Below are 18,694 nucleotides of genomic sequence, written 5' to 3' on the forward strand. Positions count from 1 at the left end.
TTATTATCCTTTCCATTCAGAAACAATATCAGAATTGACTTTATAAACTATTTTGAATTTATCATTAACCAATTCATTCCATTTATCAACACGCCTTTTAGTAAAATCAATATGAAACTGACCCTTTATTCCATGTTCTCCATTATTTAAATGGTGAAGCTTATTTGTTAGATTTTTTATATGTTTAATAGATAAATCTTTAGAAATAATTTCTCCTTTTTCCTTTACATATGTACGTATTGACTCATTAGGTAGATAATAGTCCATAAATCCGTGTACAATATATCGTCGTTCTTTATTAATAGGACCAACCTCGCTCTTGATTCTTTCCCACTTGAGACTGAATTCCTTCATATGAATATCGATATAATCATTGATGGTCTTCATTTTACTTTCAAACGTCATTCCCAAGTATTTTACAACATAATAATCTTTGTTATATAAATCAAATTCAGTTAAATCACATAAATAATTTAGACCAAACTCAAATTCAGAAAATGCAATTACAAAAGCACCAATTGAAGCTTTAAATTCTTTATCATTATCAAAAATGTTCGCCATGAATTATAAGTAATATATTATTTTTTTGTGGATCTTGACGTATACAACTATACCCAGGCACAGCAGATGTAGAGCAGGATCAATCATCACTTATTGTTCGAATCTCAAACTGCCTTATAAGTCATTTAAATATTAGTCGTATTTTATTTTTGATTTACAAATCTTGTCATTTCGATTATTGAAGGAGTATTGTCAGTACTTTCTTTACCACTTATAAACCCTGATTGACCAGATTCATAAATTGCTTTAGCGACTTCCATCATTAGAGCATTTCTCGTTGCAATGTCATTTGCGTCTAACGATTCAATAAATAATTTAAATGAGTTCAGCGTATTTTGTCTATGTCTATTAAGTGTGTGTAAGTGTTTTTGAATATTGTATTGTTTGAAAGCAAAGGATATTAAATAAATAGAAAAGCTTATAATTAATATCCTTGTTATTAATTCTACAGTCACAATTGACGGCTTATTACTAAAATCTATTGGAAATATTCTATTTATATTTACAACAAGTAGTCCAAAAGAGAAGATTTGAATTAATGAAATAAACAACCAAACTTCTGCATTTCCCAATCTAAACCGCAACGGTTTAAATCCGATAATAAAATTTGAATGTTTTAATGATTGCATTTGAAAAATTGTAGCATAATCTTGTACTGTCTCTGCGGAAGCTTTTGATTGCAGCAAACTTATTACTTCATTTGCCTTTTTATTAGCTGTTTCGGTTTCTTCTTTTAACTTATCAATTTCTGCCTTATCTTTTTGAAGGCCTAGCAAGCTGTGTATTTTCAAAGAGTTATAGACTTGCAGAAAGTTATTTATGTTTCTATTATTATCAAATCCTTGAAAAATATTCAGATACCAGTTTTGAATATTTGTTATAATACGATTTCTCAGCTGAAAATTCGATGGATCATTATCTATATTATAGTTTTTAATTTCCGCAGCAAAAACATTAAACTCATTAATGTAAGTAAATATTAAATTCTTTAGACCGATTGGAATTGATTCATGACTTTCGGCTATAGAAATCATTTCATCCAACATACGTTTTGTGTCACTCAAAATATGCTCAACTTCTTGAAAACTTTTTACACCCAATTCTTGCCGTAAAAGATCTGTTACAGTATACGTTAGAAACTGAGTAACTGATACTGATTCTCGTATTGTTTTATCCATAGTTTTAGTTGAAAATATGAAATCAATCGGACCGGCATGGCTGAAGGCGTTCTATTACCGCTTTGTCAGCTGATAACTGAAGACAAATTGAAATACAAAAGTTTAATAAATAAAATAAAGGCTAAATAACACAACATCGTCTGGAATTAGTCGCATATTAGAATTACGAATGCCAAAGTTTCTTCGGTCCTGCCAAGCTTTAAGCAATGCTATGTAATATGAATTATTTTAGTCGTCAGCGATTCCTAAAAAGGATTCCAATATTTCCTTAATCTCTTTTATAGCCTCAACACCCGGAATAACTTTAGTCAAACTTCCCAAAATAGAATTTAAATATTCAAGAAACCGACGCAGGACTCTAACTATCGGATTGTTGGAAAAATCAATTATTGAGTCTACAGCATCACCAACCCTACGTCTAACACGTCGCCAGTGAAAATTTAACGTCGCTGCTTTTAGTCGTAGAGACCTATTAGTAAAACCTACTTGGGATAGCCTTGATTCGAAGCGACGTCGATAACCATCCAAATAAAGTTGTTTTCTTATGGTTTCTAAGTTCTGAATTAATATTCGACTTGCTTCCTCTAAAGCAGCTAAAAAGCTTTCCACAGAAATGCTTTCTGATTCTGAAATCTTTAATTGCAAAAGGAAATTAGAATTACTCTTGTTTGTAATTATTCGAAATTTCAAAGGCAACTCAGATAAAAAAAGGAGTACGTTTTCAGTGTCTGACGATTCTTCACGAATGTCAAACCATGTTTCGAAAATTTCCATTTTTTTTAATTTAAGCTATTGTGTATAACGTTAGATGCTTGCCGCAGGGATGGTATTGTTGATTTATACAAGCCCTGCAACTGAAGCCGATTGAAAAACTGAAGTAGATGCTAATAACTAAATGCCAAATAGAATTTGGTCAGCACGATATTAGCTGATAGTAGTATAACTGCCGATAGTTATTCCGTCCGCCAGACTAACGGCAAACTTTTGGTTGAATAAACTCATTTTTTGTCTCTCTGTTTAATTCCGTCAAGTTTTCCTTGCGGCAAGGAAGCATAAATTTCATCAATCTCTTTTGGTTCTGTAATAAGCTTCGTTGCAATAAAGTTTACGAGTTTAAATAACTTATTCGCAATATCTCTATTGTCGTTTAGGTTAAGTTCTCCAGGATGAACGGCTTCATTACCTATAACCCGAACACTGCTAGCGCTTCTTGGACTTTGCTTGGAAGCCCTTTTGCTACCAAGTTCTTAATGTCTGTATTTATATCTTTTCCAGGCTCACCAAGCACTTTACACAGTTTCTGAATTGCCAAGCGTAATAATGCTGCAGCACTTCTTGGCGAAGTACCCAATACTAGAGCAGCTTCCTCATAGTCGTTGATTATATCTTCTGGAAGATCTTTATTTGGCGGTTCAACAATGGATGTTTGAGGATAAATTATTAGTTCGCCATGCCAAATTGTACTTTTTCCACAACGCTCACAATATGATACACGAAATCGCCTATCCTCATGCTGGTATCCGTAACCGTTTGCCTCTTGAGAAGATCTTAAAAAATACCATGCCTGATGTGAGTAAACATGGCAATGTGCGCAATTGAATGCTTTTAAATTTAATTCTGGAGAAATGTATTGTCCTTTCATATACGTTTCAAAAACAATTCATAAAATATTGAAAAACTTTAATTTCCAGAGCCATTACTAACATCCAGCCCGGCTCTGTCGATTATTTATATTCAAAAGTTCATATTTATAATCAAAAGATTAATTAAAAACGTAACATGCCTGCACTGATGCTCACCATTGATCTACAGCTGAAGTTTCATTATCCCTCTCCGATAATATAAAGCCTTATGCTGTATAAAGTTGGCGTTTAGAGCGGTAGTAGTTTATTTTGCAAGTAGGATTTTGCCGGAGGCGATTAAGCAGTTGGCACTATATCAACCGTCAGCTGTATACGGTTTGTTGTTTTCTACTGCCTGGTATACGATTCAATCCCAAGAATTGGATCCCAACACCTGGGTGCCCAAACCGGCATGATCAACATTTTGCATACCTGGGTACAAACTTAGACCTAGCATCCGCACTTGCATTGTATTATTCCGGGTTGTGGAATCAGATCCGTTGGTCTATGGAAGAGCACACGGTGAAAATTTTAGTTTCTCTATCAGGTTAAAGCAGTAAGAGCCCTATTCTAGCCAGGTATGTGGCACCGCTGCGCATAGCGTTTCTTGAACAAGCGTCAGAATTGTTCAACCAGCTTTTTGCAACCCTTTTGTAGTGTACGCCAAACGTCCATTTGATGGTCCAGACCAGGTTATTGAATACCTAGGGTGCAATACATACATGATTGCGATCAGCAATCATGGCATCTATGACCAAACTGTTCAGTATACCTATATGGATTACCGACAGTTGGGTACTAAAAAAGAAATGGCATTCTCTGCAGTAAAATTTATCAGACGTATTACGCTGCATATCCTGCCTAAAGGATTTGTGTGGATCCAGTATTATGGTATGTTGAGTAATGTGGTAATGCAAACAACACTTTTAACGATCCGGGAACAATTAACACCGAAAATAAAAGCATTAAAAAAGAGGAACCTACTGCAGTACTACCCCCCCTTTGAGGTGATTTGTCCCTGTTGCAAAAAAGACAAATACAACATGTGATGCATTATGATCAACGGGGACCACCTATTAAATAGTGAAACAAGTAACATCAAGTGTAAAGTCAACCTTTTTAAAGCGAATTGCTGAACAGGCCTAGGAAAATCATACCCGTTATTTGTGAAAAACAGTACTAATTGGCAGGAGAATAAAGTGAAAATGCTGATCCGAACTAAAAAGATGTTTCCTTAATAAGGAGGTTAATACATTGAACATTACCAGATCAGAAAAGTCCTCCTGATTTCTTCTCTTAAACAAGTAACATCTACTATTCAAATACCATAAGTAATAGTCGGGCAACCGAGATTCTGTGCATCAGCTGCTTCATCATTGGTGCTTCGTACCATACGAAGTTATGTTGTTGGCGGAAGGACTTTACTGTGTCTACATCTCGGCGATTTCCTTTTGAATTTCAGTCTTCGAATAAATTATTTCTCCAAAATGTTTTAGTTGAACATTTTCATAATCTGACGAATATTTTTTATTCAACTTCTGTAAATACTCCTTTAGTTTGTCAGTAAAGTCAAGTTTTAATTTGTCTTGGTAATAAAAACTGTTTACAACGCATAAAGCGTAGTTAGCATTTGGTTCAAATACGTAGTCAATTTTTTTGTCCCTAAGGAATCGTAAAAAATATTTGGTATAAATAAAACTATTCTCTTCGAAAGAATAGAGGATAGAAGAGAAGTTAAAAAAAGCTGTATTTGGAATATATTTTTCCAATTCAAACTCTATAACCTTTTGAGAATTATGTAATGCCCAGGTATCTTGCAAATACCAAAGGTCTACTGTAGTGTCATTGATAAATATCTTATATCCGCCGTAGCTATTTTTTCTATGTTTAAATTTACTTACAAATCCACTAATATCTTTTGAGCTGTCAATCATAATGTCAACATCTCTTACTTCTTTAACTCCAAGAAAATAGTTTCTGATAATTCCACTGAATAAGTACAGACTATCAAGTTTACTTAAATCAATAAGAAAGGAAAAAACTTCTTTATCCAAAAGTTCTTTCAAATATGGAATAAAATCTTTTTCCTTTTCTTTGATTAGTTGTTCTATATCAGATAATTTTTTGGCCACTTAGTTTTTGATATTGAGATAAAGCAAATTGGTCTGTCATTCCTGAAATATAGTCTACGATTACCCTAAGTTTATAATAATTATTCAAATCATCTAATGTCGGATTTACGATAGTATAAACCTTATTTTCAGCTCCTCGAAGTTCGTTCAAAATAGCTTTGCTTTCTTCCTTTGTTTTGGAATTTTTCAATTTTTCCTCTAAATTATTTAATTCTTTGAGAGAAGTTTCAAGGAAGGTGCATTTTTTTGTGATTTTGTACTTTGTTGCAGAATCGGTTTCTTTACTTGCTTTTTCTTTTAATTGTGAAACTCTATTTAAAAAGATAGACTGTTTGTTTTCTTCAATAGAAACTCGGATTATACTATCAGAAATTAAACCAGCAGCCCTTTTTCTGTAGGCTTCCTCTTTATGAAACACAAAACCAATATAAATATCCAATAACCCACTTATCACAGAATGCCCGGTTAACTCAAGCGAAGTAATATCTCTACTTGGAAAAATTTTGCTGTAGCAAAATTTTTGTAACTTTTCCGCCAAACCTTTGTCGTCATGGAATATTAATTCCTTGTTATACTTGCCGTTTAAAATAAAATGATAATTTTCTAGAAAGTTTTTTGCAGCTAAATCTACAAGATACTGTATTAAGAATATTCTGAATTTTACCATTCTTGTAATTTCCTCGCCAACTCCTGTATTACTGCTTTTAATCTTTTCAGCTTCTTCTGTTATGCCGTCAACACTGCTAAGTTCTTTAACAATAAAATCGAAGTCGTACCACCCTTTATTAAAGCCATCTTCAATATCCATGACTAAATAGCAAATTGAATCAGCGGCCTCCATTAAAAAACAAAGTGGATGTCTTACAATTTCACCGTCTATCTCTAATCCGCATTCCTCTGCAATTTTTTTTAGATATTCAATTTCTGATTGGAATACCCCTCTTTTCTTTTTATGTATTTTTGATTTTACTTTAGTTCCGTAGTTTGGATATTTCAAATATGAACCAAGTGTTGCAGCCGTCAAGTTTAACCCGTATTTATCATTTAATATTTGAAGTTTTGTAACAACTCTAAAGCCCTGTGCATTGCCATCAAAAAAGGTAAAATCTTGCTTTTCTTCATCTGTACGGATAAGTGATGGATTATTTTCGAAAAAGTTAACAAAGTAATTCTGAAATACAGTTTCCCCGAAATGCCCAAAGGGTGGGTTTCCAATATCGTGGATTAAGCATGAATTTTTGAGTATTATCGGAATCTCTCTATACAAGTAAGTTTTGGTCTTACCAATTTTTTTGACAAATTCTTCGTCCTCACATATTTTAATTCCTAAAGAATGTCCAATTGCCATTACTTCCATTGAATGAGTAAGTCTTGAGTGTATATTATCGTCTGCTGTCAAAGGAAATACTTGAGTTTTGTCATGCATTCTCCTTATTGCAGGACTGAATATAATTCGACCAAAATCGCTCTCGAAATCATTCCTTGTGTCTGTTCCTCTATTTGATTCTCTTAGTCGAAAATTGCTAAGTAATTTTTCCCAATTCATGGATTTTGGTTTAATTTATGATATCATTTTATGCTTATCGCCAACGTTCATGTATTGGCGAAGGCAGGGTCATAACTAACGTCCCGCTCGGTCAAGCAATTTATTTATTTACAAATTTTCAATTATAATTCTAATAACCTAATAGAAATCGCAACAAGTTTGATCCACTGCCCATCATTCATCTTTTGTTGAAGCACCAACGTCCCGCCCTCCTTCAGCCAATATTTCTGTTGGAAGTAGTGCTGTCTTCTTGAGGAATTTGCTCTTCTAATTCTTTTTCATATTCTAACTTTTCCTGGTCAGACTTTTTTGCCTTCGAAAAAAGTTCTTCGATTAGCTTTTTGGGCGTTTCAATTGGCTTGTATTCTTCGCCGAAAACATCTTGATAGCACTGGGGAAATTCTTGTGTTTTTCTAAACCCTTCAAATAATGGCCATATTTTATAGCTAACCTTATTTATCTCTCCGTCATCTCCTATTTTTATCATAAGTCTACGAACTTCATCAAAATTGTCAAGCAATGCCTCTTTAGCAATTTTAAACTTATCACTGCATGCGCTCCAATCTTTAGAACAAACTATATCTCTACACTTTTCTTCTTGTCCTCCAAGTTTGAGAGAAAGTGCTTTGTTAACGATAAAAACATTTTTCGTCTCTTCGTTGTGGTGCTTTTTGAGAACGTTCGTCGCGAAGTCAAGAAGAATATCTGCCAAATCAAAATGTCTGTTTTTGAGTAATTCAAAACATATGTCATTTAAGCTTTCGTCAGCTTTTTCTAAATCATTAGTTAATAATTTTCTCCAAATAACTTGAGTAAGCTTGACAGAAATTTCATATAGGCTCTTATAAGCCAAATCAAAATACTCTGGTGAGACATCAAGTTTTTCACCAACTTGAATTTGCTTCTCAAATTTAACTTTTGCACCTCTGCAATTACTTAAGTATTGACTTGAAACAACGCCGTCACAATGAACAAATAGGTTTCTCCTTTCAGTTATTTCAACAAACTTTTCCCACACTGAAAGGTCTTTTCTCAATGTAATTCCAAGCTTATTTTCAAGCCAGTTAAAATGTTCGGAATGACTCTCTCGTAAAATAGCTTCAACTTCCTTTTCTATAATGTACTCTTTAGCTTCCTCGATGCTTTTAAGTTCGATTAATCTTTGGAAAGTCAGATTTTTCTCGCTTGCATTTAGTATCTCGGGCTTCGCGTTGAAGATTTCCCGAATTAACCTACCAAGGAAAGAGTCAAACTCACTTATGAGTGTTACGAAAAGACTTTTTGGAATAATTTCAAGCGCATTAGAAGCAATGGAAGCGTTTTTTTCGAAAATACTGAAATTGTGACTGTCTTCAGGAGAAAATGTTAGCTTTTCTTCTCCATCATCAGAATTTTCGGGGATACCATTTTTGTCAATAAAGTCGGCAAACTTTTTATGAGACTCGCTATTGTTAAATGACATCAATATCATAACTAATGGCATTGTCTCCTTTAAGCTTTCAATCTTCGCAATGAAGTCTTTAATGATAGAATCAAACTTATACTTAATAGTTGGCACTTCTGAACTTTCTTTCATGACGTTCTGGATGTATTGGTGAGTTGCATTACTAGTAACGTTAAAGCATTGGCGATTTGGCGGTATTCTGTGTTATGTCTGCCCGGTGCCGCTGCAGATTAAAGATACAAAAGCTCATTAATTATTCTGTTGCCTCGCGTTATTCGTCTGAAGAAACCGAAGCTGAATAGCGAACAAAAGTTGAGAATATTTTCGTCGCCCGCCATATTACCTGTTAGGCGCTGTTGTCAAGTCATTAATTTATTTGCGACTTTGATGCCAAATGAAGAAAGACTATATTCCTCATTGACATATTCGCTTGTAGATGGTATTCTTGTAATAACGCCTAGAATAACAAGTCTGCCTAATAATTCAGGAATTTCTTTTGCAAATTCTATTTGGTTGTTGCCAAAACCCCAAACATCATGCTCGTACTTGAAATCATGACTTATTTTGTTAGTTAGGTCGTACTTCGATGATCCATCGGCAAGCATTACGCAAATGGATTTGAATATTTCTTCTAAAGTAAGTGTCACTTCATTGTGTGTATACTTTGTATTTTGTAAATTTTGTCTCAAACGTTCAATGTCAGCGTTTCCGGAAAGTTGAATTTGAAGTATTTTATTCTCCAATTCAAGAACTTGATTCCTAAGAAGAGTTTGGCTATGAAGAAAACCTTCTTTCTGTTTATTCAGTTGTTTGTTTGAGAAGATTTCCCAAGTCCGAGCAATTAGTTTGCATATTGGTTCGATATAATTTTCATTATTTAATTCTGGAACGCTTAGTGCTTTCAAGTCTGGCGACAAACTTGCTCGCAGCTCATTTTTGTTGATAAAAGGAAGTAAAAGTTTGTCTTTAGATTCTGATTCGATGCTTAACATTGAGTCAAGCTCTTTTTGCACCCAATAAGAAGAGATTGAGTGTTCAGATAGATATATTAGAAACAAATCACAGCTCGGCAGTCCATCTTCAAATATTTTTCGCCTGATAGATTCACCCGGAGGTATTTCCCAATCGTCATACCAACACTCAATTCTTGCTAAACGTAAAGATTCAGCAATTTTGATTATGAAATCTTTGTCTTTTTTACTATGTGATAAAAATACTTTCGGTTTCATCGAGTTCAATGAATAGCGCCTAATGGCCGGGCATTGGCGGTCGGGCGGATTTAATATTCCGTCCGCCTGGTTGCGGAGAACTTTTCTCCTACCGCCGCAATATTCTGCCGCTGATTATATAATTTAATGTTCAATTTCATAGCTGTCCCGCCCGCCTGCCGCCAATGCCATCGTTAGTAGGGTGTTCAGTCGTAATAGTTTTAGTCCAATTCGGTCGATCCTTATTTGACCGAATGCTGGATGAAATACAATTTCAGTTGATTATACTTCTGCAAGCAAAAATCCCCTGTTTGGATTGCTTTAGAACTTTCCCTATGTCGGTTGCATTCAAAGCACAACTCTATGTAACCAAATGTTTTTCCTTTTAAGTCAATGAATAAAATTGCGTTTCGAGGCATATAGCAGTCCTTTTCTCCTACTGCATACAAAATTGGATATCCGTTCAGAGAGTCAATTTGATGAGAATAACTTAGGTTATATAAAATGTCAGTGAGGCTATCTACAGCTCCCGCTGTCAATTTCGCTGTCTCCTTGAAGATGGAACTATCAATAGCAAGCCTGTCAAACGAAAGCAAAGGAATATTCTTGTCAAAGAAATATGGAAAAGAAACTAGCCAAACTTCATGCGCTGATACAAAAGGAAATAGCTGAAGTCTTTCAGTTGGATTGTATGTAAGTTTATATATGCAGTTTGGGTTTCCACCAAATTCAACTGAGTCCGATAGTGCACTCGGCGATTTCCCACTCGAAATTTGGCCTGTCGATAAAAAGCTTTGGAATAAAATCAAAATTATCAGAAAAAGTTTGTGCATCATTATTTACGATCCATTTGCTGTCTTAAGAATCACTGCTAACGCATTTATTTACGCGATTAGACGCGCTTCTTTAAAAAAATAATTCATCCATTATCAAGCCTGTTCTTCGCATTAAGTCATATTGTAATTGCGCAAATCAGTTTTTCCAAGTGAAAACGAAAAATTATTTGCAGTTGCGTTTTTTCAAATTTTAATTAGCAGGGTACTAATGACCCGCTCCTTTTCACTCCATAGCTTCGCCACATCACTCCCATCCGGGAGTCACAGAATAAGTATCAACAATATAATTAATTTGAAAATCTTTTTATTCCGGGAAACCGTAATTTCCCGGAGTTACGGGAAAAATACCCCCCTCCCCAAAACCCCGCCCGAACGCTTCAGGAAGGCTTCACTAACGCTTCAATAACAGTAAAACAACAGTCAATATTCGGTGCCGGAACAGTGCCGGATGACTGAATGGACGATCAACTTCTGCCGAATGGACGGTGCACACACCCCCGAACGGCACAAAAAAATGCAGCCTTCAAAGAAGACTGCATTTCCTGCGGTGAGGGAGGGATTCGAACCCTCGGTACAGGTTTAAGCCCGTACAACGGTTTAGCAAACCGGCCCTTTCGGCCACTCAGGCACCTCACCTACCGTCCCCGAATCGCATTCAGGGAGCGCAAAAATAGCTATTTCCAGGGTTTCCACCCAAATATTTCACCCGAAATTTTACAAGCTGGCTAACTGCACTTTCTGCTGCAATTCCATCACATTCTCCCGGAAGATCGTGTCCGTATCCATCAAATCCTTCACCGTCTGGCAACTGTGGATCACCGTGGTATGATCCCGGCCCCCAAAATGCTCGCCGATCGTCTTCAACGAATTCTTGGTAAAGGATTTCGCCAGGTACATCGTAATCTGCCTGGCCTGCACAATCTCCCGCTTCCGGGTCTTCTGCAGCAACTTATCATACGGAACATCAAAATAATCGCAGACCATCTTCTGGATCGCTTCAATAGTGATTTCCTTGGAAGAGGTCTTCACAAAGTTACGGAGTACTTTCTTGGCCAAATCGAGGTCAATTTCCCTACGGTTCAGCGAAGATTGTGCCAAAAGCGATATCAAGGCCCCTTCCAGCTCCCGCACGTTGTTATTGATATTGTAGGCCAGGTACTTTACTACCTCCTTCGGCATGTCCAATCCATCGTTCTTCATCTTCCGCTCCAATATCTCTATCCGCGTCTCATAATCCGGCATCTGCAAATCCGCACTCAAGCCCCACCGGAAACGACTCAGCAATCTTTCCTGCACGCCCTCCAGATCCTTCGGCGCCTTGTCTGAAGTTAAGATCAACTGCTTGCCACTCTGGTGCAAATGGTTGAAGATCGCAAAAAACGCATCCTGCGATTTTTCCGCCCGATTGAAGAACTGTACGTCATCAATGATCAACACATCGATCAACTGATAAAAATGTATGAAATCATTGATCGCATTGTTCCGGCTATGATCCACAAACTGGTTGATGAATTTCTCCGAACTCACATACAATACCACTTTGTTCGGATTGATGCGCTTCACCTCATTCCCAATCGCCTGCGCCAAATGCGTTTTACCCAATCCTACGCCACCATATATGACCAATGGATTGAATGAATTCGCACCTGGTTTCTCCGCCACCGTTTTACCGGCCCGGCGTGCCACGCGATTGCAATCACCTTCTATATATGCATCAAATGTATAAATGGGATTTAACTGCGGATCAATTTGCATCTTCTTTAATCCAGGAATCACAAAAGGATTCTTTACCGGATTGTTGATCACCAACGGGAAGTCCATTTCATTATTGGAATAGGTCTTGTAACCATGTGCTGGTACATCCACTGTTAATGGCTTGCTTTTATGATTACCACTATCCACCATGATACGATATTCCAACTGTGCGTCTTTCCCTAACACCCTGCGCAATGTTTTTGCCAACAGGTTTACATAATGCTCTTCAAGATACTCATAAAAAAATTGACTGGGTACCTGAATCACGAGTACGGTGTTCTTGAGTTCAACGGGTTTGATTGGTTCGAACCAGGTTTTGAAATGCTGCCACTCCACGATATCCTTGATGATCTCCAGACAACTATTCCAGACTGTATCTAAGGTTTTGGTCATTTGTGAGCGTGAAGTTTTTTTGTTAGTAGTACGTTGATAAAAAATTAACGTAGGGGGACGAATATCAAATTTTTTCGTTGAAAAAAAAATTTTTTACTCACTTGTTTTTTTGCCAATAATAACACTGTGAGATCGCTCCAAATTTTTCTTTTTATTCCGCTGAAACTCAAAGTCCATGCGGCCTAGAACGATTCCAGCCCACCCCACCTGATTCACTATCACATCCGATCCAAATTTATTTTTATACACAACAGGTGCATCTAAAAACGTATGTGTATGTCCACCTATAATCACATCAATATGTTCTGTTTCTCGTGCCAGTATTTCATCACTCACTTTATTCGCTTCCCGATACTTGTATCCCAAATGTGACAAACAGACAACCAGGTCACATCCTTCGTTTCGCTTCAAATGCGCTGCCCACTTGTTTGCTGTTGCAATCGGATCTAAATAAACCGTGTTTCCAGCCAGGTTGTCAGGCACCAATCCTTTCAACTCAATACCAACACCTGTTAGTCCGATTTTCAATTTTCCTTTCTTTACAATATGGTAAGGTCTTGTTTTACCTTCCATCGGTGTATGCGTGAAATCATAATTGCCTACCACGATCGGAAATTGCACATGTTGTAACTGTGTTGCAAAATTTTCCAGTCCCGCATCAAAATCATGATTGCCCATCGTGGCTGCTTCATAACCCATTGCCTGCATGGCTTTCATCTCCGGCTCCCCTTTGTAGAAATTGAAATAAGGTGTGCCCTGGAAGATATCTCCTGCATCTACTAATAATACCTGCTCTGTTTTTTCCCGGATGGTCCTGATTGCTTCCGCTCTTGCTGCTACTCCTCCCAATCCCTGGTTTCGACTACCATCCATCGGAAAGGGTTCCAGCCGGCTGTGTACATCATTGGTATGTAAGAGGGTCAATTGTTGTACCGGATTTTCTTCCAGTCCTTCCTGTCCCAGTACCCGCTGTGTCAGCAAGGCACCGGTTGCCATTCCTGCCGTTTGTAAAAATTTTCTTCTATTGAGCATAGCGAATTCTGTTTTCAAGTGCTGCATTCAGTTTTTTTCCCTGCTTTGCCTGTGCTTCGAAATAATGCAGGAAAGCATCCCGCATTAATATGCCTTTATTGATCTGTGGCAGCTTTCTCAGCATATCACAATCATCTCCACCATTCGCGATATAATCGGAATTAGCTACCCGGTAAGTTGCCTGCGGATCCAGTGGCTTGCCTCCTACGAGTACATCAATCGCTTTTTTATCCTTTATCACAAATTGCACGCCAGCTACCGGCCAGCCTCCACGTTCCGCAATTCTGTTCAGGAATTCCTGGAACACGCTTCCTTTCAGCTCCTGGATGATCAGCAGGTTATCGAAGGGCATTAACTCAAATACTTTTCCGATGGTGATGGGTCCGGCTGGAATTTGTGAGATGCGCACACCACCATAATTTACGAAAGCCGCATCCACAACACCATAGGCCTTTTTTGCTTCTGCCAGCAGGGCATCGGCTACCAGGTTGTTCAGGGTACCTTCCGGCATTTTTTTCTCCATGGATATAGCCAGCTCTGCTATCACTTTGTTCATGCTGCTGTTCACGCTATCGGCGTAGGGACTTAGTATGGCTTCAAGTTTGGGATCCCTTGGCGCTTTATCAGTGATTCGCACAGAATCATACTGAACCTGCGAGGGCTGGTAGGAGGTGGCACAGCCTGTTATAGCAAATACAGCTAGCAGGACTGCCACTCGTATGGAGGCAGACGAATACATGGACATAGACGAAAACTTAAGATACAACTTTATTAAGGTGTTGCTACCTCAATAAAGGGGTGCAAATATAAATGAAGTGTTTTTACGCAGCGGTTAAATTTAGACGAACTACTTTTGCCTTGTTTTAGGACAACTACCTAACCATGCAACAAACCTTCACGATACAGGTGAGTCCGGCGGAAGCTGCTCATCCCGAGTCCATTCTTGACTACCTGGCCGCTGCCAGTGGTCAATCGCGACAAGCCATCACCGGTTTCCATATTCTCAAAAAATCCATTGATGCCCGGGGCCGGCAGATAAGGATAAACCTTAGTCTGCGTGCCTTTATCAATGAACCTTTTGTGGAACGGCCCCACCAGGTATTTCAGTTCCCGGATGTACGAAACGCCCAACACCAGGTGATTATAGTGGGTGCGGGGCCCTGTGGCATTTTTGCCGCCCTGCAACTGATTGAGCTGGGCATTCGCCCGGTGATCCTGGAAAGAGGCAAGGATGTCCGGAGCCGCCGGCGCGATCTGGCTGCGATGAACAAACAGGGCATTGTCAATCCCGAAAGCAATTACTGTTTTGGAGAAGGAGGGGCCGGCACCTATAGTGATGGTAAACTCTATACCCGTTCAACCAAAAGAGGCAATATCGACCGCATCCTGCAACTCTTTGTGCAGTTCGGGGCGGATGAGCGGATCCTCTATGAAGCGCATCCCCATATCGGCACCAACAAACTGCCGCATATTATGGTAGCCATGCGGGAACAGATCCTGCAGAGTGGTGGCCTCTTCCTCTTTGAAGAAAAGATGACCGGTTTTGAGCTGGTCAACAACCAGGTTAAAGCAGTCCTAACAGCCTCGAGCAACCGATTTGAGGGTGATGCCGTGATCCTGGCTACTGGTCATTCGGCCCGGGATATTTTTGAATTGCTCCATCGCCAGCAGATACTGATTGAAGCCAAGCCCTTCGCCCTGGGGGTGCGCATTGAACACCCGCAGGAGCTGATTGATCGGATACAATATCATTGTCCCACCCGCGGAGAATTCCTGCCGCCTGCTTCCTATAGCCTGGTGCAACAGGTGGAGAACCGCGGGGTATTTTCTTTCTGTATGTGTCCGGGGGGTATCATCGCGCCGGCGGCTACTGCTCCGGGTGAGTTGGTGGTCAATGGCTGGAGTCCCTCCAAGCGCAACAACCCTTATGCGAATTCCGGTATGGTGGTAAGCATAGAAGAAAAAGACTGGCAACGGTTTAAAGGTCCCCTTGGTGCCATGGAGTTTCAGCGCCAGGTAGAGCAGCGCGCTTTTGCAGCAGGGGGCGGACAGTTGGTTGGTCCGGCGCTGCGTATGACGGATTTTGTACAGAAACGAATTTCGACTGATTTACCGGATTGTTCTTATCTGCCCGGGATCAAGTCCGCGCCGCTTTGGGAAGTGCTACCGGACTTTGTGTTTAAGAGCCTGGCCGGTGGTTTCCAGGCATTCGGAAAAAAGATGAAAGGCTATTATACCCGCGATGCTGTGGTAGTAGCTACCGAGTCGCGCACCTCTTCCCCGGTGAGAATACCCAGAGACCCGGAGTTGCTGAATCACCCGCAGATAGGAAATTTATACCCTGCTGGTGAGGGCGCTGGTTATGCAGGAGGCATTGTAAGTGCCGCCATGGACGGAGAACGCATTGCGCGGGTCCTGGCTGCCATCTACCAACAATAATATTTTTGGTGGCCACTGTAATGTTTTGGTTTTTCCGGCATCCAATAGACAGCAACTATAACTTTCTAAACCAACAACACCAGATATGCCTTTATTGGAGGTTCACAACCTGAAAAAACATTACGGCGCACACAAAGCCGTAGATGATATCAGTTTTTCGATTGAGCGGGGTAGTATTTTCGGCTTACTCGGACCTAACGGTGCCGGTAAAACGACCTTACTGCGCATGATAACAGGGATCTTTTATCCCGATGGCGGACAAATCACTTTTGATGGCCGCCCTTTCAAAGCGGAGGATGATATCCTGCACATCGGCTACATGCCCGAAGAACGCGGACTCTACAAGAAAATGAAGATCGGCGAGCAGGCCGTGTACCTGGCCCAGTTAAAAGGACTCTCCAAGGCGGAGGCCCTGGACAAAGTCAAGACCTGGTTCGAGAAATTCGAAATGCAGAGCTGGTGGAACAAAAAAGTAGAGGACCTCAGTAAGGGGATGGGACAAAAACTGCAGTTTGTGACAACTGTACTGCACGAGCCCAAGCTGATCATTCTCGATGAGCCCTTCAGCGGTTTGGATCCCGTAAATGCCAACCTGATTAAGGAAGAGATTTACAACCTCGCGAAAAGAGGCTGTACGGTGATCTTCAGTACCCACCGGATGGAGCAGGTAGAAGAGATCTGCGACCAGATCATCCTGGTGAACAAGGGACAGAAAATATTGGATGGCACAGTACATGGCGTGAAGCAGGAATACAAGAAGAACCAGTTCAAGGTGCTGACAGAAGAAGGGATTAACTTACCGGCTTCTGCACAATTCCAACTGGTACAACAAAACGGTCATGAATACACGATTCAGTTAGCAACAGGTACAAGTACCAATGCAGTACTGGAAGAGTTGATTCGCAACCAGGTACCCGTGCTTGGCTTTACCGAAATCCTGCCATCGCTGAATGATATCTTCATTCGCCTGGTAGAAGGAACCCATGCAACCACCCGTGCTTTTCAAGCCGCTTCCTAACCATTAACACAGAACCATGAACAAGACATTTATCATCATAAAACGCGAGTTTTTAAGTCGCGTGCAGAAAAAGACGTTTTTACTCTCCACCATTCTGTTGCCAATTTTAATTTTTGGCCTGTATGGACTGATCATTTATTTCAGTGTAAAAGGGGAAGAGGATATTCGGGTAGCCATTGTAGATAGTAAGGGCGTATTGGAAAACAAGATCCAGTCTGACAAGACACTGAGTTTTACTTTTCTGAAACAAGCCGATACCGCGCAATTGCAGAAAGACCTGGTGGATAAAAAATATTCCGGTTATATCCTGCTGCCGGATAGCATCAGCCGGCGCGATAGTCTGCAGTATCATACCCGCAATAACGTGGGACTGATGACACAGGGCAAAATTGAGAGTCGCATTAACAAGGCGCTGGAGAAAAGCAGTCTGCAAACCCTGCTGGCACCCGGAGTTACCCTGGAGCAGGTGGAGACCAACAAAACCAAGGTGGATCTGAAAATATCCAAGTCGGATGGTAAAACAGGCAATGCCGGATTTGCTACCGCGCTCGGTTTTATATGTGGATTCCTGATTTACCTCGTGCTCTTTATTTATGGTTCGATGGTAATGCGCGGTGTGATGGAAGAGAAGACCAACCGCATTGCGGAAGTGATGGTGAGCAGTGTGAAGCCTTATCAGTTGATGATTGGCAAGATTGTAGGGATTGGTGCAGTAGGATTGTTGCAGTTCCTGATCTGGGGTGTATTGATGTTGTCGTTGCAGTTATTGATTCCGGTATTGTTCCCGCAGGTGATGGAGCAGGCGGGTGCTGCACAGGCGGCGGTAGACCAGGCTGGTGCTGCTAAATCCTCGATGGTTACTACTATTATGAACAATTTGCAGTCGGTGAATATGTTCATGATTGTCGGACTCTTTATCATTTATTTCCTGGGTGGTTATCTCCTGTATTCTTCTCTCTTTGCTGCAGTAGGCAGTGCGGTGAATGAAGATCCGCAGGATGCGCAGCAGTTGATGTTGCCCATCACAATGCCCATCATCTTTGCTTTTGTGATCATGACCCAGGCGATCAACAATCCCGATGGCGGGCTTGCCATCTTTGGCAGTCTCTTCCCCCTCACTTCTCCCATTGTGATGATGGCCCGGATTCCCTATGGTGTTCCGGCCTGGGAGCTGATCCTTTCTATTGCTCTGTTGATCGGCGGTTTCCTCGGTACCACCTGGCTGGCGGCTAAGATCTATCGTACCGGAATTCTGATGTACGGGAAGAAGGTAACGTGGAAGGAGTTGTGGAAGTGGGCAAGAATGTGAGACGTCAGACGTCAGACGTGAGACGCATGGACCCAAATACTTCGAAGAGGCACTCAAGAATCGAGTGCCTCTTTTTTTATTTCGGGGTGATTGCTCCAAACGTCTCACGTCTCACGTCTGACGTCTCACATCTCACGTCTCACATCTCACTTACTTGTTAAATCTTCCAAAATTACATGGTGATTCTTGCTTATTACGAAACTAGTCGTACATTTATACGA

Annotated in this window: 16 protein-coding genes and 1 tRNA gene; 4 read left to right on the top strand and 13 right to left on the bottom strand. The window is 39.9% G+C overall.

What is annotated here, in order from left to right:
* Positions 1–3: 3 nt before the first annotated feature.
* The 4 genes from MD536_RS13995 to MD536_RS14010 all read right to left on the bottom strand — a co-directional run bounded on the left by MD536_RS13995 (position 4) and on the right by MD536_RS14010 (position 3,381).
* Positions 4–561 (bottom strand): hypothetical protein, encoded by a 558-nt coding sequence (locus MD536_RS13995; RefSeq protein WP_239601220.1) that lies wholly within the window; start codon positions 559–561, stop codon positions 4–6.
* A 143-nt stretch (positions 562–704) separates the two neighbouring features.
* Entirely contained in the window at positions 705–1,739 is a 1,035-nt protein-coding gene (locus MD536_RS14000) for a hypothetical protein (protein ID WP_239601222.1), read from the bottom strand.
* A gap of 228 nt (positions 1,740–1,967) precedes the next feature.
* Positions 1,968–2,513 (bottom strand): hypothetical protein, encoded by a 546-nt coding sequence (locus tag MD536_RS14005; RefSeq protein WP_239601223.1) that lies wholly within the window; start codon positions 2,511–2,513, stop codon positions 1,968–1,970.
* 409 nt (positions 2,514–2,922) lie between these two features.
* Positions 2,923–3,381: a DUF4145 domain-containing protein gene (locus MD536_RS14010; RefSeq protein ID WP_239601225.1), complete on the bottom strand. Its 459-nt coding sequence runs from the start codon at positions 3,379–3,381 to the stop codon at positions 2,923–2,925.
* 636 nt (positions 3,382–4,017) lie between these two features.
* Here MD536_RS14010 and MD536_RS14015 point away from each other — a divergent pair.
* Complete coding sequence (locus MD536_RS14015) at positions 4,018–4,410, top strand: transposase (protein WP_239601227.1); 393 nt, start codon at positions 4,018–4,020, stop codon at positions 4,408–4,410.
* Positions 4,411–4,791: 381 nt separating this feature from the next.
* Here MD536_RS14015 and MD536_RS14020 read toward each other — a convergent pair whose 3' ends face one another.
* From MD536_RS14020 to MD536_RS14060, 9 genes are all read right to left on the bottom strand, one after another.
* On the bottom strand, positions 4,792–5,493 hold the full coding sequence (locus MD536_RS14020) for a hypothetical protein (RefSeq protein ID WP_239601228.1): 702 nt from the start codon (positions 5,491–5,493) through the stop codon (positions 4,792–4,794).
* Positions 5,474–7,039 carry a dGTP triphosphohydrolase gene (dgt, locus tag MD536_RS14025; protein ID WP_239601230.1) on the bottom strand — a complete coding sequence of 522 codons (1,566 nt, stop codon included), beginning with the start codon at positions 7,037–7,039 and terminating at the stop codon, positions 5,474–5,476. The genes MD536_RS14020 and dgt overlap by 20 nt, the downstream gene beginning before the upstream one ends.
* A 214-nt stretch (positions 7,040–7,253) precedes the next feature.
* Positions 7,254–8,615 carry a hypothetical protein gene (locus MD536_RS14030; RefSeq protein ID WP_239601232.1) on the bottom strand — a complete coding sequence of 454 codons (1,362 nt, stop codon included), beginning with the start codon at positions 8,613–8,615 and terminating at the stop codon, positions 7,254–7,256.
* 227 nt (positions 8,616–8,842) lie between these two features.
* Entirely contained in the window at positions 8,843–9,712 is an 870-nt protein-coding gene (locus MD536_RS14035) for a toll/interleukin-1 receptor domain-containing protein (protein ID WP_239601233.1), read from the bottom strand.
* A 221-nt stretch (positions 9,713–9,933) separates the two neighbouring features.
* Positions 9,934–10,527 carry a hypothetical protein gene (locus tag MD536_RS14040; protein WP_239601235.1) on the bottom strand — a complete coding sequence of 198 codons (594 nt, stop codon included), beginning with the start codon at positions 10,525–10,527 and terminating at the stop codon, positions 9,934–9,936.
* Between the two features lie 545 nt (positions 10,528–11,072).
* Positions 11,073–11,163, bottom strand: a tRNA-Ser gene (locus MD536_RS14045).
* A gap of 78 nt (positions 11,164–11,241) precedes the next feature.
* On the bottom strand, positions 11,242–12,675 hold the full coding sequence (gene dnaA, locus MD536_RS14050; RefSeq protein ID WP_234866936.1) for a chromosomal replication initiator protein DnaA: 1,434 nt from the start codon (positions 12,673–12,675) through the stop codon (positions 11,242–11,244).
* Between the two features lie 93 nt (positions 12,676–12,768).
* Positions 12,769–13,707 (bottom strand): bifunctional metallophosphatase/5'-nucleotidase, encoded by a 939-nt coding sequence (locus MD536_RS14055; protein ID WP_239601237.1) that lies wholly within the window; start codon positions 13,705–13,707, stop codon positions 12,769–12,771.
* Positions 13,697–14,452 (bottom strand): 5'-nucleotidase C-terminal domain-containing protein, encoded by a 756-nt coding sequence (locus tag MD536_RS14060; protein ID WP_239601239.1) that lies wholly within the window; start codon positions 14,450–14,452, stop codon positions 13,697–13,699. Before MD536_RS14060 ends, MD536_RS14055 begins: the two co-directional genes overlap by 11 nt.
* A gap of 137 nt (positions 14,453–14,589) precedes the next feature.
* Here MD536_RS14060 and MD536_RS14065 point away from each other — a divergent pair, with 137 nt between their 5' ends.
* From MD536_RS14065 to MD536_RS14075, 3 genes are all read left to right on the top strand, one after another.
* Positions 14,590–16,146, top strand: coding sequence for an NAD(P)/FAD-dependent oxidoreductase (locus MD536_RS14065; protein WP_239601240.1), 1,557 nt, complete (start codon positions 14,590–14,592; stop codon positions 16,144–16,146).
* 85 nt (positions 16,147–16,231) lie between these two features.
* Positions 16,232–17,164 (top strand): ABC transporter ATP-binding protein, encoded by a 933-nt coding sequence (locus MD536_RS14070; protein ID WP_239601242.1) that lies wholly within the window; start codon positions 16,232–16,234, stop codon positions 17,162–17,164.
* A gap of 16 nt (positions 17,165–17,180) precedes the next feature.
* Positions 17,181–18,473, top strand: a complete 1,293-nt coding sequence (locus MD536_RS14075; protein ID WP_239601243.1) for an ABC transporter permease — start codon at positions 17,181–17,183, stop codon at positions 18,471–18,473.
* The last annotated feature ends 221 nt before the right edge of the window (positions 18,474–18,694 follow it).

It is taken from the genome of Flavihumibacter cheonanensis, assembly GCF_022352215.1.
In the GTDB taxonomy this organism is placed as follows: domain Bacteria; phylum Bacteroidota; class Bacteroidia; order Chitinophagales; family Chitinophagaceae; genus Flavihumibacter; species Flavihumibacter cheonanensis.

Excerpts from the sequence above, each read along its gene's own strand:
- MD536_RS14005 (WP_239601223.1), bottom strand. The coding sequence starts at position 2,513 with ATGGAAATTTTCGAAACATGGTTTGACATTCGTGAAGAATCGTCAGAC.
- MD536_RS14055 (WP_239601237.1), bottom strand. The coding sequence starts at position 13,707 with ATGCTCAATAGAAGAAAATTTTTACAAACGGCAGGAATGGCAACCGGT.
- dgt (WP_239601230.1), bottom strand. The coding sequence starts at position 7,039 with ATGAATTGGGAAAAATTACTTAGCAATTTTCGACTAAGAGAATCAAAT.
- MD536_RS14010 (WP_239601225.1), bottom strand. The coding sequence starts at position 3,381 with ATGAAAGGACAATACATTTCTCCAGAATTAAATTTAAAAGCATTCAAT.
- MD536_RS13995 (WP_239601220.1), bottom strand. The coding sequence starts at position 561 with ATGGCGAACATTTTTGATAATGATAAAGAATTTAAAGCTTCAATTGGT.
- MD536_RS14075 (WP_239601243.1), top strand. The coding sequence starts at position 17,181 with ATGAACAAGACATTTATCATCATAAAACGCGAGTTTTTAAGTCGCGTG.
- MD536_RS14070 (WP_239601242.1), top strand. The coding sequence starts at position 16,232 with ATGCCTTTATTGGAGGTTCACAACCTGAAAAAACATTACGGCGCACAC.
- MD536_RS14040 (WP_239601235.1), bottom strand. The coding sequence starts at position 10,527 with ATGATGCACAAACTTTTTCTGATAATTTTGATTTTATTCCAAAGCTTT.
- MD536_RS14065 (WP_239601240.1), top strand. The coding sequence starts at position 14,590 with ATGCAACAAACCTTCACGATACAGGTGAGTCCGGCGGAAGCTGCTCAT.
- MD536_RS14030 (WP_239601232.1), bottom strand. The coding sequence starts at position 8,615 with ATGAAAGAAAGTTCAGAAGTGCCAACTATTAAGTATAAGTTTGATTCT.
- MD536_RS14060 (WP_239601239.1), bottom strand. The coding sequence starts at position 14,452 with ATGTCCATGTATTCGTCTGCCTCCATACGAGTGGCAGTCCTGCTAGCT.
- MD536_RS14000 (WP_239601222.1), bottom strand. The coding sequence starts at position 1,739 with ATGGATAAAACAATACGAGAATCAGTATCAGTTACTCAGTTTCTAACG.
- MD536_RS14035 (WP_239601233.1), bottom strand. The coding sequence starts at position 9,712 with ATGAAACCGAAAGTATTTTTATCACATAGTAAAAAAGACAAAGATTTC.
- dnaA (WP_234866936.1), bottom strand. The coding sequence starts at position 12,675 with ATGACCAAAACCTTAGATACAGTCTGGAATAGTTGTCTGGAGATCATC.